This window comes from Massilia soli (assembly GCF_016809835.1).
GTDB lineage: Bacteria > Pseudomonadota > Gammaproteobacteria > Burkholderiales > Burkholderiaceae_D > Telluria_A > Telluria_A soli.
The window spans coordinates 39,560-63,123 of record NZ_JAFBIL020000005.1 but is presented as its reverse complement, the minus strand read 5'-3'; the positions used below and the strand labels follow the sequence as shown (position 1 = coordinate 63,123).

Annotated in this window: 19 protein-coding genes and 5 tRNA genes; 9 read left to right on the top strand and 15 right to left on the bottom strand. The window is 65.7% G+C overall.

Annotated elements, in window-relative coordinates; all coding sequences use genetic code 11:
- Positions 1-28 precede the first annotated feature (28 nt).
- Entirely contained in the window at positions 29-1,459 is a 1,431-nt protein-coding gene (locus I4X03_RS12890) for a vanadium-dependent haloperoxidase (RefSeq protein ID WP_223468640.1), read from the bottom strand.
- 277 nt (positions 1,460-1,736) lie between these two features.
- Here I4X03_RS12890 and gltX point away from each other — a divergent pair, with 277 nt between their 5' ends.
- From gltX to I4X03_RS12865, 5 genes are all read left to right on the top strand, one after another.
- Positions 1,737-3,131: a glutamate--tRNA ligase gene (gltX, locus tag I4X03_RS12885; RefSeq protein WP_223468639.1), complete on the top strand. Its 1,395-nt coding sequence runs from the start codon at positions 1,737-1,739 to the stop codon at positions 3,129-3,131.
- Positions 3,132-3,197: 66 nt separating this feature from the next.
- A tRNA-Ala gene (locus tag I4X03_RS12880) sits at positions 3,198-3,273 on the top strand.
- Positions 3,274-3,308: 35 nt separating this feature from the next.
- Positions 3,309-3,384: transfer RNA gene (locus I4X03_RS12875), tRNA-Glu, on the top strand.
- 120 nt (positions 3,385-3,504) lie between these two features.
- A tRNA-Glu gene (locus I4X03_RS12870) sits at positions 3,505-3,580 on the top strand.
- A 66-nt stretch (positions 3,581-3,646) separates the two neighbouring features.
- Positions 3,647-3,722: transfer RNA gene (locus tag I4X03_RS12865), tRNA-Glu, on the top strand.
- A gap of 52 nt (positions 3,723-3,774) precedes the next feature.
- Here the strand turns inward: I4X03_RS12865 and I4X03_RS12860 are convergent.
- The 3 genes from I4X03_RS12860 to I4X03_RS12850 form a co-directional block, all read right to left on the bottom strand.
- Positions 3,775-5,805 carry a S8 family serine peptidase gene (locus I4X03_RS12860; RefSeq protein WP_223468638.1) on the bottom strand — a complete coding sequence of 677 codons (2,031 nt, stop codon included), beginning with the start codon at positions 5,803-5,805 and terminating at the stop codon, positions 3,775-3,777.
- Between the two features lie 32 nt (positions 5,806-5,837).
- On the bottom strand, positions 5,838-6,098 hold the full coding sequence (locus I4X03_RS12855; protein ID WP_223468637.1) for a hypothetical protein: 261 nt from the start codon (positions 6,096-6,098) through the stop codon (positions 5,838-5,840).
- 67 nt (positions 6,099-6,165) lie between these two features.
- Positions 6,166-7,188 (bottom strand): hypothetical protein, encoded by a 1,023-nt coding sequence (locus tag I4X03_RS12850; protein ID WP_223468636.1) that lies wholly within the window; start codon positions 7,186-7,188, stop codon positions 6,166-6,168.
- Positions 7,189-7,568: 380 nt separating this feature from the next.
- Between I4X03_RS12850 and earP the strand changes: the two genes are divergently transcribed.
- The 3 genes from earP (at position 7,569) to I4X03_RS12835 (ending at position 11,135) form a co-directional block, all read left to right on the top strand.
- The gene (earP, locus tag I4X03_RS12845) at positions 7,569-8,741 is read left to right on the top strand and encodes an elongation factor P maturation arginine rhamnosyltransferase EarP (protein WP_223468635.1); all 1,173 of its coding nucleotides are present in this window, start codon (positions 7,569-7,571) and stop codon (positions 8,739-8,741) included.
- A 121-nt stretch (positions 8,742-8,862) separates the two neighbouring features.
- Positions 8,863-9,438 carry an elongation factor P gene (locus I4X03_RS12840; protein ID WP_223468634.1) on the top strand — a complete coding sequence of 192 codons (576 nt, stop codon included), beginning with the start codon at positions 8,863-8,865 and terminating at the stop codon, positions 9,436-9,438.
- A 122-nt stretch (positions 9,439-9,560) separates the two neighbouring features.
- Entirely contained in the window at positions 9,561-11,135 is a 1,575-nt protein-coding gene (locus I4X03_RS12835) for an amidase (protein ID WP_223468633.1), read from the top strand.
- Positions 11,136-11,138: 3 nt separating this feature from the next.
- Here the strand turns inward: I4X03_RS12835 and I4X03_RS12830 are convergent, their stop codons facing one another.
- The 9 genes from I4X03_RS12830 to I4X03_RS12790 all read right to left on the bottom strand — a co-directional run bounded on the left by I4X03_RS12830 (position 11,139) and on the right by I4X03_RS12790 (position 18,229).
- Complete coding sequence (locus I4X03_RS12830) at positions 11,139-11,537, bottom strand: TssQ family T6SS-associated lipoprotein (protein WP_223468632.1); 399 nt, start codon at positions 11,535-11,537, stop codon at positions 11,139-11,141.
- 14 nt (positions 11,538-11,551) lie between these two features.
- Positions 11,552-13,177: a serine/threonine protein kinase gene (locus I4X03_RS12825; RefSeq protein WP_223468631.1), complete on the bottom strand. Its 1,626-nt coding sequence runs from the start codon at positions 13,175-13,177 to the stop codon at positions 11,552-11,554.
- Positions 13,174-13,941, bottom strand: a complete 768-nt coding sequence (locus I4X03_RS12820; RefSeq protein WP_223468630.1) for a PP2C family protein-serine/threonine phosphatase — start codon at positions 13,939-13,941, stop codon at positions 13,174-13,176. Before I4X03_RS12820 ends, I4X03_RS12825 begins: the two co-directional genes overlap by 4 nt.
- Positions 13,934-14,578: a type VI secretion system-associated FHA domain protein TagH gene (gene tagH / locus I4X03_RS12815; RefSeq protein WP_223468629.1), complete on the bottom strand. Its 645-nt coding sequence runs from the start codon at positions 14,576-14,578 to the stop codon at positions 13,934-13,936. Before tagH ends, I4X03_RS12820 begins: the two co-directional genes overlap by 8 nt.
- A gap of 271 nt (positions 14,579-14,849) precedes the next feature.
- Entirely contained in the window at positions 14,850-16,259 is a 1,410-nt protein-coding gene (gene dbpA / locus I4X03_RS12810) for an ATP-dependent RNA helicase DbpA (protein WP_223468628.1), read from the bottom strand.
- A gap of 93 nt (positions 16,260-16,352) precedes the next feature.
- On the bottom strand, positions 16,353-16,589 hold the full coding sequence (locus I4X03_RS12805) for a hypothetical protein (RefSeq protein ID WP_223468627.1): 237 nt from the start codon (positions 16,587-16,589) through the stop codon (positions 16,353-16,355).
- A gap of 121 nt (positions 16,590-16,710) precedes the next feature.
- A tRNA-Met gene (locus I4X03_RS12800) sits at positions 16,711-16,787 on the bottom strand.
- Positions 16,788-16,845: 58 nt separating this feature from the next.
- A complete protein-coding gene (locus tag I4X03_RS12795) occupies positions 16,846-18,000 on the bottom strand; it encodes a methyltransferase (protein ID WP_223468626.1) in 1,155 nt (384 codons plus the stop codon).
- Positions 18,001-18,016: 16 nt separating this feature from the next.
- Positions 18,017-18,229, bottom strand: a complete 213-nt coding sequence (locus I4X03_RS12790) for a hypothetical protein (protein ID WP_223468625.1) — start codon at positions 18,227-18,229, stop codon at positions 18,017-18,019.
- Between the two features lie 134 nt (positions 18,230-18,363).
- On the opposite strand from I4X03_RS12790, the gene I4X03_RS12785 reads away from it, so the two are divergent.
- Positions 18,364-18,522, top strand: a complete 159-nt coding sequence (locus I4X03_RS12785; protein ID WP_223468624.1) for a hypothetical protein — start codon at positions 18,364-18,366, stop codon at positions 18,520-18,522.
- Positions 18,523-18,528: 6 nt separating this feature from the next.
- Here the strand turns inward: I4X03_RS12785 and I4X03_RS12780 are convergent, their stop codons facing one another.
- Positions 18,529-22,272 (bottom strand): AAA family ATPase, encoded by a 3,744-nt coding sequence (locus I4X03_RS12780; RefSeq protein WP_223468623.1) that lies wholly within the window; start codon positions 22,270-22,272, stop codon positions 18,529-18,531.
- Positions 22,269-23,522: an exonuclease SbcCD subunit D C-terminal domain-containing protein gene (locus tag I4X03_RS12775; protein ID WP_223468622.1), complete on the bottom strand. Its 1,254-nt coding sequence runs from the start codon at positions 23,520-23,522 to the stop codon at positions 22,269-22,271. Before I4X03_RS12775 ends, I4X03_RS12780 begins: the two co-directional genes overlap by 4 nt.
- Positions 23,523-23,564: the final 42 nt, after the last annotated feature.

Sequence of the window (23,564 nt, the reverse complement as noted above, 5' to 3'; positions counted from 1 at the left end):
GGGCTGGTCCATTCGCCGGCCTCCCGGGTCAGGCCGATCCGGTCCAATGGCGACGCGCGCGTTCGAACACTTCCGCGCCAACTTTGCGTCCCAGGGCCTGACCAGCGGTATCGGCATTGGCGAAATGAATCCCGCCATAAAGCCGCGAGATCCCGGCTTCGGCGGCCGCGTCGCTGAACGTCGCCCACTGCAGCGTGACATCCTCGGACGGCAGGCCCGGCTCGTACAGCATCGCGCCCGCAGCAACCTTGACCGCGTGCCCGAACTTGTCACTGCCGGTAAACAAGCTGAGCACTTCGGCCGACGCCGCACTGAAGGTGCTGTGGCCCGACACATGGTCGGCAAACGGCGGCGTCGGCAGGGTCGCGGCCTGGTACGGCATCCACGCCGAGCCGTCGATGGGCTGCAATCCGCCCGGCGGACCTTCGGGCCCGTAACCGATGATCTGCTTGCCGCTCATCAGGTAGCGCAGTGCCGTGATCGGCCGTGCCGAGTCGTAAAAGACCTTGGCATCCCACGCCGCAATGCCCGCATCGAAGTTGGCGTTGGCCAGCGCAAAGAAGAGTTTTACATCCTGGTCGTCGCCGTATCCGTCGCGCTCGGAGATAAACTGGGCGAACTGGCACCAGTAGCAGGCGGGTAATTCGCCGGTCGCGCCGCCGGCCCAGTATTCGGTGACCACCTTTTGCTTTTCGGTCAGCGCTTGCTGCACGTCGAGCAGGTGGCGCGCCTGCTCTGCGTATTCTGGGCTGCCGAAGGCAGCAGGCGCGCCAGGCCGGAACTGGTTCGCCGTGCGCAGCGCAAACGGCGCAACGCGGGGCCAGCAGGCAGCCGCGAACCCGGGCGTGACGAGGGCCCCGCTGGCATTGCGGTAGGTGAGCGGCTGCCAGCGGCCAGGGTCCAGGATTGCCGAGCGCGGTGTCGATGCCATCACCAGCATCGCCGGGTTGCGCGGCGAGTAGCCGGTATAGTCCGCATAGGGCACCCGGCTTGGCGACAGGTCGCCGAGCTGGTTGGCGCCGTCGTGGTGGCAGTCGGCAACAACACCGGCGGCGGCAATCGTGCCGATGCCCTCCGGCCTTGCCGCATCACGCGTGGCGCGCGCTAGATCCAGGCCCAGCGCCGCCATGCGCGCATCGAACATGGCCTTCTGCGCGGGGAACTGGTCGACCAGCGCCGCGTACGCCGCGAAGCTGATCGCCACGGATTTATGTTGCGCGGTGTGTTCGCCTGCCTGGCGGCGCAAAGCGGCGCGGTAGCGCGTGCCCAGCGCGCTTGGGTCGTAAGCGGCCCAGGCGTCGTACATCGCCGTATGCGCAATTGCCAGCGAGCGCGCCGCCATCGGCGCGCTCGGCCGCTGTGCGCGTATTGCCTGCAGCGCGGTGTCGTTCCATCCGACCACAGTTCGCTTGCGCAACGAATCGGGCGCGGGCGCGGGTGCGGGTGCTGGCTGGGGCATTGAGCCGTTGCCGCCGCCACAGGCGCTTAACATGCCGCCAACAGCGGCGCCGGTACCTATCTTGATAAAAGCTCGCCGATCCATGATTGCCTCGTGTCTGTAATGACCTGATACCGAGTATCCGCAGCGCGCGCCGGCAGATATTGACCGCGCACACAATAGCGAACTGAGCAATAGAACGATCTTGCGCCTGGCATTGGCAGCACGGGCGGCGTCTGGTGCGCCGGGAGCGCGACGCTGTAAAATAGCCGTCTTTATATCCAGCACATTGATCGCCATGACCGTCGTCCGCACCCGTTTTGCTCCAAGCCCCACCGGCTACCTCCACCTCGGCGGCGCCCGCACCGCGCTGTATTCGTGGGCGTTCGCGCGCCACTTCGGTGGTACGTTTATTTTGCGCATCGAGGACACCGACCTGGAGCGTTCGACGCCCGAGGCGGTGCAGGCGATTCTTGAGGGCATGAAGTGGCTGGGCCTCGATCACGACGAAGGCCCGTTCTATCAGATGCAGCGCATGGACCGCTACCGCGAAGTGGTGGCGCAGATGCTCGACGCGGGCACCGCTTACCTGTGCTATTCCTCGCCGGACGAAGTCGAGGCGATGCGCGAGCGCATGCGCGCCGCGGGCGAGAAGCCGCGCTACGATGGCACCTGGCGTCCGGAAGAGGGCAAGACCTTGCCGCCGGTACCTGCCGAGCGCAAGCCGGTGGTGCGTTTCAAGAACCCGCTCGATGGCGAAGTCAGCTGGGACGACGTCGTCAAGGGCACCATCACGATCGGCAACAAGGAGCTCGACGACCTGGTCATCGCGCGCCCGGACGGCACGCCAACCTATAACTTCTGCGTCGCGGTGGATGACTGGGACATGCAGATCACCCACGTGCTGCGCGGCGACGATCACGTCAACAACACGCCACGCCAGATTAATATCCTGCGCGCGATCGGTGCGCCGCTGCCGCTGTACGGCCACCTGCCGATGATCCTCGGCGCTGACGGCGAAAAGCTGTCCAAGCGTCACGGCGCGGTCAGCGTGATGGATTATCCAGAGAAGGGCTACTTGCCGGAAGCAATGCTGAACTACCTGGCGCGCCTGGGCTGGAGCCATGGCGACGACGAAGTGTTCTCGATGACGCAGTTCTGCGAGTGGTTCAACCTCGACCACCTGACCCGTTCCGCGGCGCAGTTCAATAATGAGAAGCTGGCGTGGCTGAACAACCACTATATTAAGCAGGCCGATAATGAACGCCTGGCAGGCCTGGCGCGTCCGATGATGGAAGCCCAGGGCGCGAACTTCGCCGGCGGTCCCGCGCTGCCAGCCGTGCTCGCCCTGATGAAAGAGCGTGCCAACACCATCAATGAGCTGGCCGATGCGGCCATGCTGTTCTTCCGCGATCCGCAACCGGACCCGGCATTGATGACGCAGCACCTGACCGATGCGGTCAAGCCTGCGCTGGCCCAGTTCGCTGAACGTGTGTCGACGGTGGAGTGGACCAAGGAAGCGATCGCCGCGATGATCAAGGAAGTGCTGGCAGCCAATGGACTGAAGATGCCGCAGATCGCCATGCCGCTGCGCCTGATCATCACCGGCCAGTTGCAGACGCCTGCCATCGACGCGGTGCTGCAGATCATCGGCCGCGATGCGGTGCTGGCGCGCGTGAACAAATATCTTTGATTTTTTTTAGCTGAGCTATTTGCATATTGCACGACGGTACGCTATAATTTTGCTTCTTCACCGGACGGGGGTATAGCTCAGCTGGGAGAGCGCTTGCATGGCATGCAAGAGGTCAGCGGTTCGATCCCGCTTACCTCCACCACGTTGAAGAGAGTAATATAGTTAGTGCAGTTCAAGGTCCCCATCGTCTAGAGGCCTAGGACATCACCCTTTCACGGTGAGTACGGGGGTTCGAATCCCCCTGGGGACGCCAGGATTCGAGTAGTAAAGCAGTGTGAGTTTGGTACCGCTAAACGCCCTGACTCGTCAGGGTTTTTTATTGGTGCGGTGCCAGGCGGGTCAGGATGATAAAATCATCCACGGACAGATTTCTGTCCCCATCGTCTAGAGGCCTAGGACATCACCCTTTCACGGTGAGTACGGGGGTTCGAATCCCCCTGGGGACGCCAGTTGTTTTCAAGAGCCGCCTTGGGCGGCTTTTGAATTTGTGAAGCAGTATCGCAGCACCGTTCAAGGTCCCCATCGTCTAGAGGCCTAGGACATCACCCTTTCACGGTGAGTACGGGGGTTCGAATCCCCCTGGGGACGCCAGTCATGCAAAAAGCCGCCTTGAGCGGCTTTTTGCTTTTTTGCGGCTGCCGCGCTACCAGCCGCTGCGATATCCCGGTGCCCCTGGGCCAAACGGCATCGCGCCAAACTGGTTGAATGGGTGCAGTTGTTGATAATTACCTGTGCCCAGGCTGGCGTACGCCGCCAGCGCCGGATCCATGCCGAACAGTTCAAGGTGGCCGCCGCGTCCACCGACGCTGCCGGCAATGCCGCCGATCGCCGCCCCGGCTGCCTGCTGCGGCAACATTGACGCCATCAATCCGCCAAGCTGTCCGGGCTGAACCTGCGCCCGGGCCGGATGCGGCTGCAGCCCGACGGCCACCAATGCGTCAGGCAAGCCAAAGCCGGTTTGGTATTGATTCCCGAGGCTGACGCGCCGCGCACTCAATTTGATCATCTCGAACAAGCGTTCGACCCGTTCGGCGCTACGCGTGCGCCATGCGCCCTGGAAGTTTGGATGGTGTGCCAGCACCAGTGCCGCCAGGCCGGCAATATGCGGCGCGGCCATCGACGTGCCATCCCAGACGGCGTAGTTATTCGGCGGCACGCTCGAGGCGATCGCCACCCCTGGACCGCAGACCGCCACTTGCGGCCCGAAGCAGCTGAACTTGGCCGGGAAGTAGCCGTTGGCATCGACACTCTGCGTCAGCGTCTCGGCGTGGTAGCTGTCTGGCGGAAATTCGTCCAGCTTGCCGATGGCTGCAACAGCCAGCACGTTAGGCGACGAAGCGGGGTATTGGACCGCTCCGCCCGAGTTGCCAGCGGCGACAATGCAGGCGATGCCGGCCCGTTTTGCCCGCAGGATCTGCTGCTCCAGCGCTTCCGATGGTTCAGCCCCGCCCAGGCTGAGGTTGACCACGTCGATCTGGTGTTCGATGCAGTATTCAAGTGCGTCGATCAACTGGCTGACCTGCCCGCCGGGGAATAGTTTGCACGCGTGGATTTCGGCATCCGGTGCGAAGCCGCGTATGCCGAACGCGAGGTCGGCCGCGCCAATCACGCCGGCGCAGTGGGAGCCGTGGCCGAGCGTGTCGTCGTTCCAGGTGTTGGGATTGGTCTTTTTGTTGACGATGTCAAAACCCGCACTGACTTGCGCCAGGCCCTCGTGCGTGGTGGCGACGCCTGAATCGATGACGGCGATCCGGATTCCTTGCCCCCGGTAGTTGGGCGGCAACTGGTCGAGGCGCATGGCTTTCTGGCCCCAGCCGAACACTTTGGTATGCGGGAAGCCCGTCAGCGATGGCCACTCGGACAGCGTGCGCAGCACGACGACGTTGGGCTCGTCGAGACTGATGTCGGGGTCGCGCTGGTAAAAGCTCCAGAAATCGGCGCGCGGCTTGACATACAGGCCGCGGATCGAGCCGGGCGTTTCGCCGTACAGCGTCAGCGTGGCCTGGCCGCCGGCGTCGGTCACGCTGGTGGCCGGCAGCAGGCTGCCAAACAGCGATACCTCGGCATCGGCCAGCGGGGTGCCATCCTTGCTGACGACGATCACCGTCGCAGACAGTGCCGGTCCGGTGGTTGGCAACAGGTTGCTGACCATGACAGGCGGCCGGAATGCCGGGTCCATCAGGTTCAGGTACTGGTCGCGCTCGACCACCAGCCGGCCTTGGCCGTTCTGGAGCAGCGCGCCGGCTTTCTGGTCGGTCATGCGCGCGACGAGTATGCCCTGGCCGCCGGACATGCTTTCGGTCAGTACGCCGAAGCTGCTGCGCGCGCCGACGGTGTCGATAATCTCGATGTCCGGGCTCGAGTGCAAGGCCTCTTCGACGCTGGACAGGGACAGCGGCGCCAGGCCTAGGGCTTCCAGCTCTTGCGTCTGGCGCGGTGCGATCAGAAACTGTTTTTTGCGTTCGTGAATGGCGCGGCCCTGCGTAGCTGCCGGCGCGCCTGCCGTTTCTTCCGGCGCGCCGCCGGCGTTGCCCGCCGATGCGCCGCGGCGCGCGTCGACGCTGCCGCGGCCGCTGGCCGCGCCGCGCCTGTCGCTGGCCGACGCCGTCGCGTCATCTGGCGCAGGGTTGTTGTCATGCGGGCCGGCTTGGCCGCCATCAGGATTCTTTGGCATGTGTTTTCCTTTCGGTTCGCAGCGGCGACGCGCTAGTCGGACATCGACAGCGGCTGGTCCCGTTCAACGATCAGTTCATCGGAGTGAAAAAAGCGGCGCTCAAACTGCGGCGCCTTGTCGGTGGCGATGTCGATCACGGCGGTATGCACCTGGCCAGGCGGCCCGATGGTGTCGACCAGCGCAATGTCGGGGTCGCCCCGTATGATGTCGATAAATGCGGCAAGGGCAGGGGGCTCGCCCCTGGCGCGAATAATGTACCGGCTTCTCGCGGGCACGGTTGACGTTGCGGGCATGCGGCTCTCCTTTGCGGCCGCTCCCGCCGTCGCCGGCGGGAGCGGGTTGACTAGCCTGCGGCTAGGATTAGTGCAGTGTTTGCTGCGATGAATACTGCGGCAAGCCCTGTTGCTGGGCTAACTGGGCTTGCTGTGCATAGGCAGCCGTGATCGGATCGCTGCCAAACGGCAGCATCTGGCCAAGCTGGCCTGCTGCGCCGCCGATCGTGCTGCCCAAGCTGGAATTGCCAAACATGCCGCCGATTGCGCCGCCCAGTGGACGTCCGACCTGGCCGAGAATATTGCCGAACCAGCCCTGCGGACCCAGTTGACCTTGCTGACCTTGCTGGCCTTGCTGGCCCTGTTGTCCGATCAGCTGCGCCAGCTGTTGCTGGAACTGCTGCTGTTGCTGGATCAATTGCTGTTGCAGTTGCTGGATTTGCTGTTGCAGCTGCTGCTGCACCTGTTGCTGCTGAAGATGCGGAGGCATGCCGCCGCCTTGCGCCTCCGCGCCGAATGGCAGCAGGCGGCCGAGCTGGCCCACCGCGCTGCCGATGCTGCTGCCGATTCCTTGCTGGCCAAACATGCCACCGATCGCGCCGCCCAGCGGCTGCCCGACCTGGCCGATCATGTTGCCGATCCAGCCCTGTGGCTGCAGCTGCTGCTGTTGCTGTTGCTGTTGCAGCTGCTGTGCATAAGCCGCTGCAATGGGATCGGCGCCAAACGGCAGCAAGCGGCCCAGCTGGCCAGCCACGTTACCAATTGACTGGCCCGCGCCGGCGTTGCCGAACAGGCCGCCGATCGCGCCGCCCAGCGGTGCGGCTACCTGGCCAAGGACATTGCCGAACCAGCCTTGCGGTGAAAACTGTTGCCCCATCTGGGGCTGTTGCTGTTGTTGCTGTTGCTGTTGCTGCTGTTGTTGAAGTTGCTGCATCAGCTGCTGTTGCTGTGCCTGCTGAGCGTACGCCTGCGACACGGGGTCAGCGCCGAATGGCAGCAGCGAACCGCCAATGCCGCCTGCGATCTGCCCGATCTGGTTGCCCAGCCCGGAGTTGCCGAGCAATCCGCCGATGCCGCGGCCGATTGCGCCGCCCAGTGGTGCCCCTAACATGCCGCCGAAGAATCCTTGTGGCGCTAACTGTCCACCTGTGCCGTACCCTGCATTCTGAAAATCTTGCATGACCTGCTCCCTTGTTGGTCGGCGAGCGGATGCCGATGTCCCTCCGTGCCCGATTTGATTCTTGCTTGTTGCTTGTTACCGGACCACGGGTTCCCTACGGGCGCATACGCATTCCACTGCACCACGTATTAAGCGCTTTGTCACACCGGTAAGGTGCGGCTGGCAACGCGCGATTGTCCAGTGCGGCCGCTCTGGTAGGGATTGGACAGGCCAAACGCCGTGAAGTTTAGTCAATCTGGGTGGCGTTTTAACGGTAAGTAGTGGTTGGTTTCCTGCGCGATTGGAATCGTGAAAACGGGTAAAATGCCGCCATGATTTCCCGCCCAGCGACACCCACCTCCCTCGCCATCTTCTGCAAAGTCGTCGACAATTATGGCGACATCGGCATTTGCTGGCGCTTGTCGCGCCAGTTGCGGCGCGAACACGCGATCGACGTCACGCTGTGGGTCGACAACCTGGACAGTTTCCGGCGCCTGTGTCCCGCCGTCGACCCGGGCGCCCTGGTGCAGCTAGTCGAGGGCGTCACGGTGCGCCACTGGTGCGGGCAAGGCGACGTGTTCGCGCCGACGGACGTGGCCGACATCGTCATCGAGTTCTTCGCCTGCGATATCCCGCCTGGCTATATAGATGCGATGGCCAGCCGTACGCCGCGCCCGGTCTGGCTGAACCTGGAAGGATTGACGGCCGAGGAGTGGGTCGAAGGCTGTCACACCTTGCCATCGATGCATCCGCGCCTGCCGCTGACCAAGCATTTTTTCTTCCCCGGATTCACCGCCAGGACCGGTGGCTTGCTTGGCGAAGCTGGCCTGGACGCGCAGCGCCGGCAGTTCCAGTCGGACGCCGCGGCGAAAGCCGCATTCCTGGCGTCGCTGGGGGTGACCGCCAGTGAGATGGCGCTGACCAAGGTATCGCTTTTCTGCTACCCGGATGCCCCGGTTGCCGCGCTGTTCCAGGCATGGCAGGCGAGCGGGCGCGCTGTGGTTTGCCTGGTGCCCGACGGCGTCGCCAAGCAAGCGGTGTCGGCATTCCTTGGCGCGGATGCGGCCGCCGGTGCCGCCGCCACCCGCGGCGCCCTGACCGTTCGCGTGCTGCCGTTTGTCGCGCAGCCCGACTACGACAAGCTGTTATGGGCATGCGACGTCAATTTTGTGCGCGGCGAGGATTCCTTCGTGAGGGCGCAGTGGGCAGGCAAGCCCTTTGTCTGGCATATCTATCCGCAGGACGAGAACCTGCATCATGTAAAATTGCGTGCTTTCCTGCAGCGCTATGCGGCAACCCTCGACAGCCTGGCGCAGTTCTCGCTGGCCTGGAACGGCGTCGCGGGCGCCGGCGGGGACTGGGCCGCCTTATGGCAGGCACTGGCCTCGGACCTGCCGCGCATCGGCCAGCGCGCTGACGACTGGCGCGGAGAAATGGCCGCGCTGGGCGGCCTCTCAAGCAACATGCTGAACTTTGCCAGCGCTCTTCGTTCGTCGGCGCAATAACTTCGGGTATAATGCCCGGTTATTTTCTAACGAAATTTAATTCGATCAAACGTGAGCTTGCGGCGATGTTGGCCTCGAAGCGACGATGATTTTAGTGCAACCCACTTTTTAGTAGATTCCTATGAAACCAGCAAAAGAAATCCGCGTCGGCAACATCATCATGGTTGACGCCAAGCCATTCATCGTTCTGCGCTCCGACGTCAACGGTTCGAGCCGCACCGGCTTCACCTACAAGTGGAAGATGAAGAATCTTCTGACCAACAGCCCGCTGGAAAACGTTTTCCGTGGCGACGACAAGTTCGACGTTGTCGTTCTGGACAAGAAGCCAGTGACCTACTCGTACTTCGCCGATCCGCTGTACGTTTTCATGGATGCTGACTACGAACAGTACGAAATCGAAGAAGAAAACCTCGGCGACGCACTGAACTACCTGAAAGACGGTATGGAATGCGAAGCGGTCTTCTACGACGGCAAGGCAATTTCGGTTGAACTGCCAACCACCATCGCACGCCAGGTTGTCTACTCGGAGCCAGCGGTCAAGGGCAACACGTCGGGCAACGTCCTGAAAGAAGCCAAGATCGAAAACGCGATCGAAGCGCATCGCCACACCGTCCAGGTACCGCTGTTCGTCAGCCAGGACGACGTGATCGAGATCGACACCCGCACCAACGAATACAAGCGCGTCGTCCGCAACTAAGCACGCACCGCGGTCAAGAAAAGCACGCCAGGCATTGCCTGCCGTGCTTTTTTTTCGCCTGTAGAACGCAAATCAGGCTCATGTTATCCTCGGAAATATTTTCAGAACGATATGGGGGCAGCATGGATCGCAGGGACTTTGTAAGGCTGGGATTGGCAGGCGGGGCAATGGCAAGCGTGGCCGTGGGTGCGGCGGCGGCGGTACCGATCGCCGATATACTGGAAGCAGGCGTGCTGGAACAGCAGGCGGCCATGAAAGCTGGCAAGCTGAGCTCGCATTCGCTGGTCAAGCAGTACCTGGCGCGCATCGCCGCGATCGACAAGGCCGGCCCGCGCATCAACGCGATCATCGAACTCAATCCGGACGCGCTGAGCATCGCCGCGCAGATGGACGGCGAACGCAAGGCGGGCAAAGTGCGCGGACCGCTGCACGGCATCCCGGTACTCCTGAAAGACAACATCGCCACCGGCGACAAGATGGCCACCACCGCCGGGTCGCTGGCGCTCGACGGCGTGCGCGCGGTGCGCGATTCGCACGTCGCCGCGCAGCTGCGCGCGGCCGGCGCCGTCATCATCGGCAAGACCAACCTGAGCGAATGGGCCAACATGCGCTCCTCGCATTCGTCCAGCGGCTGGAGCGCGCGCGGCGGCCAGACCAGGAATCCATATGCGCTCGACCGCAATACCAGCGGCTCCAGCTCCGGCTCGGGCGCGGCGATGGCGGCCAGCCTGGCGACCCTCGCGGTCGGCACCGAGACCGATGGTTCGATCGTCTCGCCGGCCTCCACCTGCGGGCTGGTTGGCATCAAGCCGACGCTCGGGCTGGTCAGCCGCAGCGGCATCATCCCGATCGCCCATTCGCAGGACACGGCCGGCCCGATGACGCGCACCGTGGCCGATGCGGCGCTGCTGCTGGCCGCGATGGCCGGCGTGGACGAGCGCGATGGCGCCACCAAAGGCAGCAAGGCCGCCGACTATCAAGCGGCGCTGGTCACCGACGGCCTGAAAGGCATGCGCCTCGGCGTCGCGCGTAACTTCTTCGGACGCAACAAGGAGGTCGACGCGCTGATCGAAAAATCGCTTGCGGTGATGAAGGCACAGGGCGCCACGCTGATTGACGTGACGGTACCGAACACCAACAAATACGACGACAGCGAAATGGCAGTGCTGCTGTATGAGTTCAAGCCGGGCCTTGCGGCTTACCTGAAAGACTACGCGCCGCACGCGCAGGTGAAGAACATGGCCGACGTCATCGCCTTCAATATCAAGAACCGCGCCAAGGAGATGCCGTACTTCGAGCAGGAGCACCTGGTGGCGTCGAACGCCAAGGGTGGCCTCGACAGCAAGGAGTACCAGGATGCGCTGGCCAACAGCCTGCGTTATTCGCGCGAGGAGGGGATCGACAAGGTCATCGCGGAGCACAAGCTCGATGCGCTGGTGGCGCCGACCGGCGGCCCGGCGTGGCTGACGGACTACATCAACGGCGACCATTACGGCGGCAGCTTCTCGTCGCCCGCCGCGGTGGCGGGCTACCCGCACATCACGGTGCCAGCCGGTTACGTGCGCGGCCTGCCGGTGGGAATATCGTTTGTCGCGGGCGCGTGGACCGAAGCCGCGTTGATCCGCATGGCCTACGCTTACGAGCAGGCGACCCTGCATCGCAAGGCGCCGCGCTTCGCCGCGAAGGCGGCGGTGTAATTCTTACCTGGCTTTTTTGAGGCGTGTGAACACCGGACCCCACAGCGGATGTCCGTGTTCGCCCGGGCCGAGGTCGAAAGCGGGATCGAGAGCGAGGGCTTTTTCGAACTGCTTGCCGCACAGCGTCTTGCGCGACGTGACGCAGTAGCTGAATGCCTGGTACTTCAGGGCTTCAAGCTGCCTTGCCTTGCTGCCGGCGCTGATCTCGGCCGTGCCGAGGCGCTTGATGGCGCCATTGAAGTCGCCCTTGTTATACAGCTCGATGCCTTCCTGCAGCGCGACCTGGTCGGGCCCTGGCGCGGCAGGTTTGACTGGCGCAGGAGCAGGCGCTGGCGGCGCCACCTGCGTGGCGGCGCAGCCTGCGAGCGTGGCTGCGAAGATCAGTTTGAGTAGTGTGTTCATCTGGCGATTCCAGGTTATTTGGGCTTGGCGGTGAACTCGTGCGCAATCGTGCCTGGCTGGCGTGGCTTGACGACGATGCGCGTCACGTGATCGGGGAAGCCAGGATTGGTGATCTTCACCATGTGCACGCCCGCGCTCAGGGTCAGCTTCTTCAGCGGCGGACTGACGCCACGCTCTTTGCCATCGACGTACACGGTGCCCCATGGCTTGACGCTCAAGCGGTAGCTTGCCGTTTCGATTTTCGGGGCGGCGGGCTTGCTCTCGGCCACAGGTACGGCAAGTTCGGCAAGTTCGGCCAGTCGTTGGCGCGCTGGCGCCGCATAGCGCCCCTGCGGATACGCGCGCAGGAAGGCTTCGATGGCGCCAGCGTCGCTGTCGGACGCGTCCTTGAGCTTGTCCCATGCCTGCGCTTCGAGGTCGGGCGCGGGCGCTTCCACGGCCAGCGGCGGTGCCGCTTCGGCTGGCATGACAGGCGCGCGGGCTGCGGCCGGAGCGCTGTCGGCGACCTTTACCACGTCATCGCCGCCAGTCAGTGCGAACAGCAGCGCGGCAGGCACCACAACGGCGCCAGCCAGCACCGGGATCAGCCAGCGCGGCAGCGGCGCGCGCGGCGCATTGATTGTCTTGAGGGGCGCCACGGCGACCGGCGCGCTGGACGCCAGCGGCGCCAGGCGCGGAACATGGTCGACGGTGGCGATGCGCTGGGTGGCGCCAGCGGGCCGTGGGCGCGCCATGCCCGCCTCGTGGATGCCGAGCAGCGCGCGGAAAGCGTCGATCGTCTGGGGACGTTCCTGCGCGGGGACCGCGAGCGCGCCGTCAAGGGCGCACAGGAAGCCTTCGCTGAAGCCCGGCAGGCCGCGGTTGGCCAGTGGCGTCATCGGGTCCTTGATCATGCGGGCGATCGAGGTCGGCGGCGCTTCCTTGATGATGGCGTAGTACATGACCGCCGCCAAGGCGTAGATGTCGGTGAACGGGCCTTGCGGCAGCGATGCGTCGCCGGCGTACTGCTCGATCGGCGCGTAACCTGGCTTGAGGATGACGGTCAGGCCCTTGGTCATGTCGCCGATGATCTGGCGCGCCGAACCGAAGTCCAGCAGCACCGCGTCGCCGTTGTCCTGCACGATGATATTGTCCGGGGAGACGTCGCGGTGCAGCAGCTGCATCGTGTACAGCGTTTCAAGCGCGCCGAGGATTTGCCGCAGCACGCGCATGCACCACGCCTCGGTGACCACCTCCGGGCTGTTCGAGACGATGTCCTTGATCGTGCGGCCCTGGTAGTACTGCATCGCCGTGTAGGCGGTCTGGTTCTGCTCCCAGAAGCGGTACACCTTGACCAATGATGGATGGTCGAACTGCGCCAGGAAGCGCGCTTCGTTGATGAAGCTTTTCAAGCCGAGGTCGAAGGTGTCCTGGTGCCGTTCGGCGCGCACCGTCACGCTGTTGTCGCCGGAGCGCGCGGCCAGCGGGCCTGGCATGTACTCCTTGATCGCGACGCTGCGCTGCAGCGAATGGTCGAAGGCCATGTAGACGATGCCGAAGCCGCCTTCGCCGAGCACGCCGGTGATCTCGAAGTCGGATAGCCGGGTGCCGGCCGGCAGGCAGTTCTCGGACCCTGTCAGTTTCGCCTCCGCGGTCATCATGCGACGGCGCCCAGCATCACCGCGTACGCGGAATAGTTATCGCGCACCTTGCGCGAGGCGCTTGCGTGCGTGTGGGCGGTGGCGCACAGCGCCGCCAGCCATTCCTCGGCGTCCGGCGCGGCGCGCAGGCTGCGCTCCATGTCGTCTTCGACGACCCATTCCCACAGTCCGTCGGTGCAGATCAGGAAGGCGTCGCCCGGCTGCAGCGCCGCTTGATCGCTGAGCGCAACCGGCGTGTCGCTGCCGGCGCCAAGTGCCGCGTACAGGATATTGCGCTGCGGGTGGGTGCGCAGCTGGCCGCTGCTGGCGTAGCCGGCCTCGATCAGCTGCTGCGTCAGGCTGTGGTCCTTGCTGACCGACAGCAGGCGGCCGTCGCGGAACAGGTAGATGCGGGTGTCGCCCAGGTGCGCCCAGACGGCGCGCGCGCGCTGTTCGTCGATCAGCAAAACCGCCAGCGTGGTGCTCATGTCCTGGCGTTCCGGCGCCTGCTGCTTGTCGGCCGCCACGCTGGCGCTGGCCGCATCGACCTGTGCCAGCAGTGCGCCGGCGCCAAAGACCGGTTCGGCCACAAAGGTGCCGATCACCGCTTCAACGGCCAGCCGCGCGGCGACTTCACCGCCCGCATGCCCGCCGGCGCCGTCGGCCACGACGAAGCAGGCGACGCCGGCTTTGCGGGCGTCGCCGATGGCGTCCTGGTTCGATTCGCGCATGCCCAGCGCACTGATGCTGGCCCACGACGGGGTGACAGGGGCCCGCTCAGCCATGCGCCGGTTCCTTGTCGAAGCGGTCTACTTCCTGCTCGTACGCTTCCAAAAAGGCCGGGCCGAAGGCGCCCTTGAACTGGTCGTTGACTTCGCCCGCCAGGGCGCCGTACTGGCGCACATAGTGGTGCCACAAGGCGGCAGGGCGGCGCCAGGGAATCAGCGAGTCGAGCACGCCGCTGGGGGCGGCGGCCGCGAATTTTGCCGGGGCCAGGCGGTTGATCACGCTGTCGACGGCGGCGCGGCAGCCGGCGACGACGCCCAGCTGGTGCCCGCGCAAGGCGTGGCCGGCTTCTTCGATCGACTCGAGCGGCTCCATAAAGCCGGGCATTTTCTTGCGCAGCATCTGGGTGATGACCGTTGGACTGTCGGGAAAGAACTTGAGCGGATTGTTATTGCGCACCACGACCATGGTGACGTCGGCCCTGGCTTCCTGCTTGACCAGCGAGCGCAGGGCCAGCTGGTCGATCGCGCCCTGCAGCGAGGCGGCCAGCAGCTTGCCGATGAGTTCCATCTGCTCTGGCGTCAGCGCGGACGGCAGCGCTTCGGCCCCGATGCCGGCGCCGCGCAGGAAAGCCTGGGTCAGCGCATCGGGGGATCCTGCCTCACTGTTTGCTGAGATATCGGCATTCTTGCTCATTTGGCCACTCAATCGCTAGGGAATGTTTATGTGTGGCAATAATGCCAGATTCGCGCGGTGTACGCATCAGCCGAGCGCACTCAAGCGTGCGCGATGGGTCAGAAAGCCACAGAAATTTTCAACAGACCATTGGATTAAGTCAACACGCGCGGATTTCGGGGCGTGGCGGCGACGACGAAGCGTCAGTGCTGTAGTTTATGGCAACACGATTGCTGCCTGAATCGTGGCGGCGGCGGCAATCGCCGCCGCCGTCGTCGCGCCCCGGCGACGCTCAAGCGGCGATAAAGCGCATCTTGAAGCTGCGGCCCTTGAAGCTGCCGAAATCGGGGCCGAGCTTGTTGCCGTCGTTGAGGCGCTTGAACGCCGGTTCGGCCACATGGCGGTCCAGCGCCACATAGGTCTGGAATTCGGTGACGTTGATCTTGCCGACCTGTTCCTTGGTCAGCTTGGCGTCGCCGGTCAGCGCGCCCAGCACGTCGCCCGGGCGCAGCTTGTCCTTTTTGCCGCCGTGGATCACCAGCGTGACCATCGGCGCCGGCACCGCTTCGCGGCCTTCGTCCTCGAGTTCTTCCAGGTCGTGCCATGCCACCGGAGCGCCCTGGTATTCCTCGATCAGGCGCACCCACTTCTTTTCATTCGGCGCGCACAGCGACAGCGCCAGGCCCGACTCGCCGGCGCGGCCGGTACGGCCCACGCGGTGGATGTGCACCTCGGTGTCTTTGGAGACGTCGACGTTGATCACGGCGCCAAGATTGGCGATATCGAGGCCGCGCGCGGCGACGTCGGTTGCCACCAGCACCGAGCAGCTGCGGTTCGAGAACAGCACCAGGATCTCGTCGCGCTCGCGCTGCTCAAGGTCGCCGTACAGCGCAAGCGCCGAGAAGCCCTGCGCGCGCAGTTCGTCGGCCAGCTCCTGGCAATGCACCTTGGTGTTGCAGAAGGCAAGGGTGGACGCAGGCTGGAAGTGCTTGAGCAGGCGGCCCACCGCATGATCGCGCTCGTCGAAGCCGACTTCATAGAAGCGCTGCTCGATGGCGTCGCCGGTGTGCTGCGCTTCGACCTTGATTTCGACCGGGTCGATCAGGAATGGCTCGGTGGCGCGGCGGATGTCGTCCGGGTAGGTTGCCGAGAACAGCAAGGTCTGGCGGCGCTGCGGGCAGGCGCTGACGATGCCGGCGATTTCGTCGTAGAAGCCCATGTCGGTCATGCGGTCGGCCTCATCGAGCACCAGCGTCTGCACGTGCGCCAGGTTGATGGTGCCGCGCCCGAGGTGGTCGCGGATGCGGCCCGGCGTGCCGACCACGATGTGGGCGCCGTGTTCGAGCGACGCGATCTGCGGGCGCATCGGCGCGCCGCCGGTCAGGGTCAGTACTTTGATGTTGCCTTCGCCGCGCGCCAGGCGGCGCAGCTCGTTGGCCACCTGGTCGGCCAGTTCGCGCGTCGGGCACAGCACCAGGCCCTGCACCGCGAACCAGGCCGGATTGAGCTTGTGCAGGATGCCGATGCCGAAGGCGGCCGTCTTGCCGCTGCCGGTCTTGGCCTGCGCGATCAGGTCGCGCCCTTCCAGTACCGGCGGCAGGCTTTGCGCCTGGATCGCCGTCATCTCGTGGTAGCCGAGCGTGTCGAGGTTGGCCAGGAAGGTCGGCGTCAGGGGCAGGGTGGCAAAGGCGTTTGGATTCATTGGGCAGGCCGGCAAATAGGGAACAGGCCCAGTTTATCAGGCGACCGGGCCGAGGGATACTGCGCCTGCGGCGACGCGCCGCAGCTTAATTGGTCAGGCCGAGGCCCAGATGGGCAGGCCGGTCAGGTCGAGCTTGTCGTCGCGCTGCCAGACGGGCAGGCCGCTGGTATCGGTTTCGTCGAGCAGTTCGAGCTGTTCTTGCTTGAGGGAGGACTTGCGCTGGCGCGGGGTGGTGCTCGCGCGCTTGACTTCAATCGTGGACGCTGCCAGTGGGCGCGCTGCCTCGAAACCCGGCAGGTCAAACGTCGCGTTATCTTTTTTGTCTCTCATGTCGACCTCTTGCCACCACGCGCGTTGACCGCTACGCCTGGTGCCGGAACGGCTTAAGGCAGCCATTCCCATTCTTAAAAACAAAAGCCCGGCTGCGGGAGTCGGGCTTTGTAGTGGTATTTGGTTGCGGGGACAGGATTTGAACCTGTGACCTTCGGGTTATGAGCCCGACGAGCTGCCAGACTGCTCCACCCCGCACTGCGAATTGTACAGACTATTGGGGGATGAAGCAATGATCAATGTACGGCAGGTGAAATTAGCGTGCTGCGAGGCGCCACAGCGACGTTACTTCGGCGGCGCGGGCGCCATGCAGCGGGTCGCTGGCATCGCTGGCGCGCGGGTGGCTCGGGCGCACATCGATGCGGTCGAGCACTTTCAGGCCGGCCGCCTCGATCCAGCCCATCAGCTGGTCGCGCGGGCGCAGGCCCAGGTGCTCGGCCAGGTCCGACAGGATCAGCCAGCCTTCGCCGCCCGGCTCGAGGTGCGCCGACAGGCCGCCGAGGAAGCCGCGCAACATGCGGCTGTCAGGATCGTAGATCGCGTATTCGATCGACGAGCTGGGACGGCCCGGCAGCCAGGGCGGATTGCATACCACCAGCGGGGCGCGGCCTTCCGGGAACAGGTCGGCCTGCACCACCTGCACCTGCTGCTGCAGCTCGAGGCGCTGGATATTCTCGCGTGCGCAGCTCAGCGCGCGCTGGTCCATGTCGGTGGCGATCACTTGCCCGATGCCGCGCTCGGCCAGCACTGCCGCCAGCACGCCGGTGCCGGTGCCGATATCGAAAGCGCGGCTGGCTCCCGCTGGCAGCGGGCCATCGGCCACCAGCTGCACGTACTCGCCGCGGATCGGCGAGAACACGCCATAGTGCGGGTGGATGCGCGCGTCCAGCGCGGCAATCTCGACGCCGTTCTTGCGCCACTCGTGCGCACCGATCACGCCGAGCAGCTCGCGCAGCGATGCGACGAATGGCTCTTCGCCGCGGCCGTACGCCTCGTTACAGGCCAGTTTCACTTCGGGCGCGCGGCGCAGAGGGATGGTGTAGTCGGCATCGAACGGAATCAGCAGCATCGCCAGGGTGCGCGCGCGTTGCGACTGCGCCTGGCGGTGAAGGTGGAACGCTTCGGCCAGGGTCGGCGCGGCCTTCGGCTCCTTGACGCGTTTCGGCTTGCCGCCTTTATGGTCGGCGCGGCGCGCGAGCGCCTGCAGCAACTGGCGCGCATTCTGGAAATCGCCGCGCCACAGCAGCGCGGTACCTTCGCAGGCCAGCCGGTAGGCGACATCGGCCGGCGTCTTGTCGTCGGCGATGACGACTTTTTTCGGGGCCGGCATGCCGCTTTCGGAACGCCACAATGCCGAGCGCTCCTGGTCGGATTCGGTCCAATGGATGCGTGCGGGGGATTGTGGGTGCATGAAGGGCAATCGAAGGTCAGTGGTGATGCGACCAGTTGCCATCGCTGGACTGGAGGTAGGAAGCGACCGCGTCAGGGTTGCCGGTTGCGTGGCGCTTGAGTTCACCGCAGGCGCACAGGCCCTGATAAGGCTGGATGTGTGAGCATGCAGAAACTTTTTGCAGGAACACTTTGACTGGTTTGGTGCATGTGTCGCACTTGAAGGTCAGCACGCGGGCAGGCTTGGACATGGTTTCGCTTTGGCAGGGCAGTTCGGGAAAGCGCGCATTTTATCACCCGGCGGTTCGGCGCCCTTGTCAACTGCCCGCGCGCCACCACGTTAACTGCGCAGGGCCCGTAGGGCCGTCTCAGGAGCAGGCCAGGTATGGACAAGCGTCAGCAACCTAGCAAGGAAAGCGTCAGGGAGTGGCTGCGAACCGAAGTGGAGCGCCGCCGCCCGCCGCCCGATCCGTCCCAGATTCGCCGCGAGCTGGGCTGGGATCTCGTGCGCGCCACAGTACCGCCGCCATGCCAGAAGCGCTGATCGTATTTACTCCAGCGTGACGCTGCTGGTGCCGCCGCCGGACGGCAGCACCAGAATTTTGGTCGCGATCCGCTCGGTCATCTCCTGCACGTGCGAGATCACGCCGACCTTGCGCCCGCTGGAATGCAGGCTGTCGAGGGCGTCCATGGCGACCCGCAGCGTTTCGCTATCGAGGCTGCCGAAGCCTTCGTCGATGAACAGCGACTCGACCCGCACCCGGTTCGACGACAGCGACGCCAGTCCCAGCGCGAGCGCCAGCGACACCAGGAACGACTCGCCGCCGGACAGCGAATTGACGGAGCGGATTTCGCCGCCCATGTCCTGGTCGCGCACCAGCAGGCCGAGCGACGGGCCGCTGCTGGCCGCCACCCGTTCGAGGCGGTAGCGGCGCGCCAGCTGCGACAGGTGGCTGTTGGCGTAGCCAAGCAGCACATCCAGCGTGAACTGCTGCGCGTAGTTGCGGAATTTCTTGCCGTCGGCTGAACCGATCAACTCGTTCATCTGGCCCCAGCGCCGCTCGATGGCCTGCTGCGCCTCGATGTCGGCCATGACCGACTTTGCGTTGTCGCGGCGCGCCTCGTCCTGCGCGACTTGCAGCCGCAAGGCGGTGGCGCTGTCGTGCGCGGCTTTGCGTTGCAGTTCCATCGCGCTCAGCGCCTCAATCAGTTCGGTGGCCGGTTGTGCTGACAGGGCGAGCGGGTTCTGCAGGTGCAGCTCGCGCCGGCTGCGGCGCTCGCCCAATACCGTCGCGGCGTTGTTGGCGGCGGTGTCGATGTCGGCCAATGCGAGGCGTTCGTGGGCGATCCACGACGGTTCAAGTTCCAGCAGCCCGGCGAGCGTGTCGCCGTCGACCGGACCCAGGCCCGGATGTCGCCCGCCGAAATCTGCCAGCCAGGCGTCGAGGCGCGCCTGTGTGGCAGCGCTTTCGGTCTGGTTGGCGGCAAGCCGATCCTTGTTGTGCGCGAGCGATTCGCGCGCCCGCGTTTCAGCGTGGGCGGCGTGTTCGCGCGCTGCCTGCTCGCTTGCCAGCCGCGCGCGCGCGCTGTCAATCGCCTGCATCAGCGCCGCTTCGACTTCCGCCACCGCGCGGCCTTCCCAAAGCGCCGTGCGCTCGCGCTGCCTGGCGGCCAGCTCGGCGTCGATGCGGTCAAACGCCGATTGCGCCGCAGCCGCCAGCTGCGCCCCATGCTCGCAGCGCCGCAGCAACGCGCGGTGCTCAACATCCTGCGTCGCAAGGGCGCCTGCCAGCGCGGCATGGCTAGCCGCTTTGGCATTGAATTGCTCGGCTTCACCTGCGCGCCGGGCGCGGAAAACGGCGGGTTCGCTACGCCACGCGGCACGCCAATCGGCGCTGGCGACGACACCATCGAGTTCGTCGAGGACAGCGGCCACGCTGGCGCTGGCGTGGGCCAGGCGTTCGGAGATGGTGGCGTAATCGGCGCCGGCCTTCTCTGCCAGCGCGCGCGACGCGGCGGCTGCTTCGCGCAGGCGGTCACGTTCGGCCGCGCCGTGGTCGCAGGCTGACTGCGCCTGGTCGCGCGCGTCGGCGGCGGCGCGTTCTGCCAGCTCCTGCGTCTCGAGTTCTTGCGACCGGGCGCGCGTTATCTCGATCTGCGCGGCGAACCAGTCGCTGCGTTCTGCTTCGCTGGGGGCCAGCACTGCCAGGGGATTGGCTTGCCACGCGCTGGCTGCGGTATCGAGCGCGAGTTCGAGCGACTCCAGATCGCCGCGGCACACCGCCAGCTGCTGTTCGGTGGCAGCAATGATGGCGCGCTGCGCACCCTGTATCGCCAGGCTCTCCGCGACATTGGCGCGGCAGCGGGCCACCTCGGCGTCCAGGCTGGCCAGCATCGCGCGCAGGCCCGCATCCTGGTTCTGGTAAGGATGCTCGGCGCTGCCGCAGACCGGGCAAGGCTCGTCCTTGGCAAGCGTCTTGCGCAGTTCTTCGACACTGCCGGCACAGGCCAGCTGCGCGGCATGGTGCGACCGCTCAGCCTGAATGCGGGCCGCATCCAGGCCAACGGCATCAAGCGCGGCGCTGGCCAGCAGCGCCTGCGCTGTCGCGGTTGTCGCCGATAACTCGCCGGCACGCGTTGCGGCCTGCTGCAGGCGGTTGCAGATGGCGTCGAATTCGGCCCATGCCCTTTGTCCCTCGGCCAGGCGGTCGCGCCGCTGGTCGAGCGCCTGCCGTTCCGGCCGCAAACGCAGCGCGGCAAAGCCGGCCAGCGCGGCAATCGTCTGCTGGCGCGATGCTTCCAGCGCCTGCAGGCGCACCGTGGATTCGGCCAGCGTCGCGGCGGCGGCCTGCTCGGCGGCGAGCGCCTGGGTGCGCGTGGCATCGGCCTGCGCCAGGTCGGCGGCGAGGCTGCGTTCGCGTTCGGCGTCGTTGCCGGCCTGGGCGAACAGCTTGTCCCAGCGAGGCCACTGCAGCGCGAGCGGTTCGAGATGGCGGTGCGCTTCCAGCCATGCACCGGTTTCCTGGTACGCCGTGCGATCGGCGGCCAGCTTGCCGGCCGCGTCGGTGGCGGCAGCGTTGGCGAGGTTGAGATCGTTCAATGACGCCGCACGGGCGTCGGCTGCGTTGGCGTGCGATGGCGTTAATGCCGCGATGGTCGCGTCAATCCGTTTGGCCGCGTCCAGTTGCGGGCCGGCCGCGCGCTGGGCCTGTTCGGCTGCCTGCACGGCGGCGCTGGTCCCGGTCAGGGCCTTGGCTGCCTGCTCCTGTGCGCCGACCGCCTCGGCCAGGGCGACATCGCATGCCACAATCGACGACCGCAGGGTGGCTTGTTCCGCCGCCAGCCGGTTGCGATCGGCGACCATCTGGCGCGCCGGCTGCGCGGCGTCGATGGTCGCCAGATGCCGTTTTCGGCCGCTTGCGGCGCCAACTGCCGCAACGCCGTCGGCCAATGCGCTGTCGGCCTGTGCTATCTGCTCGGCCAGCTTGTCCGACTCCTGCTGCCAGCGCAGCTGCTGTTCCAGCGCCACCTTGCGGGCATCGGCCTGGGACAGCGTCGCGCCGGCGGCCGCGGCCCGCGTATCGAGCTCGGCGCGGGATTCGGGCGGCAATGGCGTCTGGTCGGCCAGGCGCGAGGCCAGCTGCTTCGACACCGCTTCTTCCGCCTTGAAGCGTTCGTAGGCGCGTTTCGAGATCGCGCTGTAGATCGCGCTGCCGGTGAGCGTCTCGAGCAGCTCGCCGCGTTCGTTCTCCTCGGTTTTCAGGAATGCCGAAAACTCGTTCTGCGCCAGCAGCACGGCGCGCGTGAACTGTTCGAACGACAGGCCGACGCGCTGGACGATCTCCTGCAGCACTTCGGTGTTGGTCTTGCCAAGCGGCGCCAGCTCGGGCAGCTGGTGCAGCGTCATGGCCGACTTCTGCAGCGGGCCTGCCACCTTGTTGCGTGAACGCTTGACGCTCCAGCGCGCGCGGTAGCGCAGCGAGTCGTTGCCGACGAAGTCCACTTCCGCGAAAGCGTCGGCCGCGCCGCGGCGCAGCAGCGAGCGCGGGTCATGGACCGAGACGGTATCGTCGCCGACGTCGGGAAGGACGCTGCCGGATTTGCGCTTGAGCAGGCGCGGCGTCATGTCGTACAGCGCCAGGCACATGGCATCGAGCAGCGTGCTTTTACCGGCGCCGGTCGGGCCGCTGATGGCGAACAGGCCCGCCGAGGCGAGCGGCTCCTGCTCGAAGTCGACGCAAAACTCGCCCGCCAGCGAGGCCAGGTTGCGGCCGCTGATTTTCAGTATCTTCATGCCTTGCCGCCGTCATGGGACGCCGTCAGCATCAGTTCCGCGAACGCGCTCAGGTGCTCGGGATGCGCGTCCTCGCCGTACTGCTGCAGGTAGAGGCGGCGGAAGATGTCGTCGGGCTGGAGTTCGGCCAGCTGCTCCAGCGACAGCGCGGCGGCCTCGGCATTTGACGGGTCGCGCTTGCGGGTCGGTTCGATTTTCGCCAGCCGCACCGGCTTGCCGGCGAGCGCCGCTTCGATGCGCCCGCGCAGCCCGGGTTCGGGCGCGTCCAGCAGCACGCGCACCTCCAGCAAGGGCTGCAACGCATGCGGCAGGTCGGGCAGGTCAAGCGCTGCCAGCGCCGCCAGTGCTTCTTCCAGCGGCGCCGGCTGCGGCGGCACGCGCAGCAGCTCGACGGCGCGCGGCACCAGCAGCGGCGTCACCGCGGCCGCCTTGCCGCCGGCCAGGTCGACCCGCAGCACCTGGTGCTTGTAGCCGGTCTCGGCGAACGATAGCGGCAGCGGGCTGCCGCAGTAGCGAATGTGTTCGTTGTGGCCGACGCGCTGGGCCAGGTGCAGGTGGCCCAGTGCCGCGTAGGCGATCGTAGGGTCGAAGATCCCCGCGGACAGCGCCTCGGTGCCGCCGATGACGATGCGGCGCTCGGAGTCGTTGGATGACTCGCCGTTGACCATGTGGCAGTGCCCCATCGCGACAATCGCCTGGCCATCGACGCACTTCGACTGCGCCAGCGCGAATGCCTGCTGATACAGCAGGCCGATGCCATTCATGTAGGGATCGACGCCTTCCTGCGGCGTTTCGCCGCGCGGCACGTCGCCCGGGCGCAGGAAGGGCACCGCGAGGCACCACGCAGCGACCTGGCCGTCGCTGCCATGCAGCGGCACCAGCAGGCGTTCGAGGTCGATCTCGCCGTCGGCGTTGCGGACGATGTTTCCGATGACGCTGGTGCCGTGCGCCTCAAGCAGCGGTGCGGGCGCTTCGAGCCGCCCCGGAGAATCGTGGTTGCCGGCGATGACGACGATATCGAGCTGCGGCGAGCGTTCGCGCGCTTGGCGCAGGAAACGGTAAAGCTGGCGCTGCGCGCTGGCCGGCGGGTTGGCGGTGTCGAAGATGTCGCCGGCGATCAGCAGGGCGTCGGCCTGTTCCGACACGATCGTGTCGAGCAGCCAGTCGAGGAAGCGCTGGTGCTCGTAGGTGCGTTCGTAATTGTGGAGGGCCTGGCCAAGATGCCAGTCGGAGGTGTGCAACAGCCGCATCGGATACGCTTGGGTGACAATCAAGCGCTCACTATAGCGCAC

What these genes read in the sequence shown, in the direction of transcription:
- I4X03_RS12890 (WP_223468640.1), bottom strand. Translation starts at nt 1,459, where the DNA reads ATGCCCCAGCCAGCACCCGCACCCGCGCCCGCGCCCGATTCGTTGCGC.
- gltX (WP_223468639.1), top strand. Translation starts at nt 1,737, where the DNA reads ATGACCGTCGTCCGCACCCGTTTTGCTCCAAGCCCCACCGGCTACCTC.
- I4X03_RS12860 (WP_223468638.1), bottom strand. Translation starts at nt 5,805, where the DNA reads ATGCCAAAGAATCCTGATGGCGGCCAAGCCGGCCCGCATGACAACAAC.
- I4X03_RS12855 (WP_223468637.1), bottom strand. Translation starts at nt 6,098, where the DNA reads ATGCCCGCAACGTCAACCGTGCCCGCGAGAAGCCGGTACATTATTCGC.
- I4X03_RS12850 (WP_223468636.1), bottom strand. Translation starts at nt 7,188, where the DNA reads ATGTTAGGGGCACCACTGGGCGGCGCAATCGGCCGCGGCATCGGCGGA.
- earP (WP_223468635.1), top strand. Translation starts at nt 7,569, where the DNA reads ATGATTTCCCGCCCAGCGACACCCACCTCCCTCGCCATCTTCTGCAAA.
- I4X03_RS12840 (WP_223468634.1), top strand. Translation starts at nt 8,863, where the DNA reads ATGAAACCAGCAAAAGAAATCCGCGTCGGCAACATCATCATGGTTGAC.
- I4X03_RS12835 (WP_223468633.1), top strand. Translation starts at nt 9,561, where the DNA reads ATGGATCGCAGGGACTTTGTAAGGCTGGGATTGGCAGGCGGGGCAATG.
- I4X03_RS12830 (WP_223468632.1), bottom strand. Translation starts at nt 11,537, where the DNA reads ATGAACACACTACTCAAACTGATCTTCGCAGCCACGCTCGCAGGCTGC.
- I4X03_RS12825 (WP_223468631.1), bottom strand. Translation starts at nt 13,177, where the DNA reads ATGATGACCGCGGAGGCGAAACTGACAGGGTCCGAGAACTGCCTGCCG.
- I4X03_RS12820 (WP_223468630.1), bottom strand. Translation starts at nt 13,941, where the DNA reads ATGGCTGAGCGGGCCCCTGTCACCCCGTCGTGGGCCAGCATCAGTGCG.
- tagH (WP_223468629.1), bottom strand. Translation starts at nt 14,578, where the DNA reads ATGAGCAAGAATGCCGATATCTCAGCAAACAGTGAGGCAGGATCCCCC.
- dbpA (WP_223468628.1), bottom strand. Translation starts at nt 16,259, where the DNA reads ATGAATCCAAACGCCTTTGCCACCCTGCCCCTGACGCCGACCTTCCTG.
- I4X03_RS12805 (WP_223468627.1), bottom strand. Translation starts at nt 16,589, where the DNA reads ATGAGAGACAAAAAAGATAACGCGACGTTTGACCTGCCGGGTTTCGAG.
- I4X03_RS12795 (WP_223468626.1), bottom strand. Translation starts at nt 18,000, where the DNA reads ATGCACCCACAATCCCCCGCACGCATCCATTGGACCGAATCCGACCAG.
- I4X03_RS12790 (WP_223468625.1), bottom strand. Translation starts at nt 18,229, where the DNA reads ATGTCCAAGCCTGCCCGCGTGCTGACCTTCAAGTGCGACACATGCACC.
- I4X03_RS12785 (WP_223468624.1), top strand. Translation starts at nt 18,364, where the DNA reads ATGGACAAGCGTCAGCAACCTAGCAAGGAAAGCGTCAGGGAGTGGCTG.
- I4X03_RS12780 (WP_223468623.1), bottom strand. Translation starts at nt 22,272, where the DNA reads ATGAAGATACTGAAAATCAGCGGCCGCAACCTGGCCTCGCTGGCGGGC.
- I4X03_RS12775 (WP_223468622.1), bottom strand. Translation starts at nt 23,522, where the DNA reads ATGCGGCTGTTGCACACCTCCGACTGGCATCTTGGCCAGGCCCTCCAC.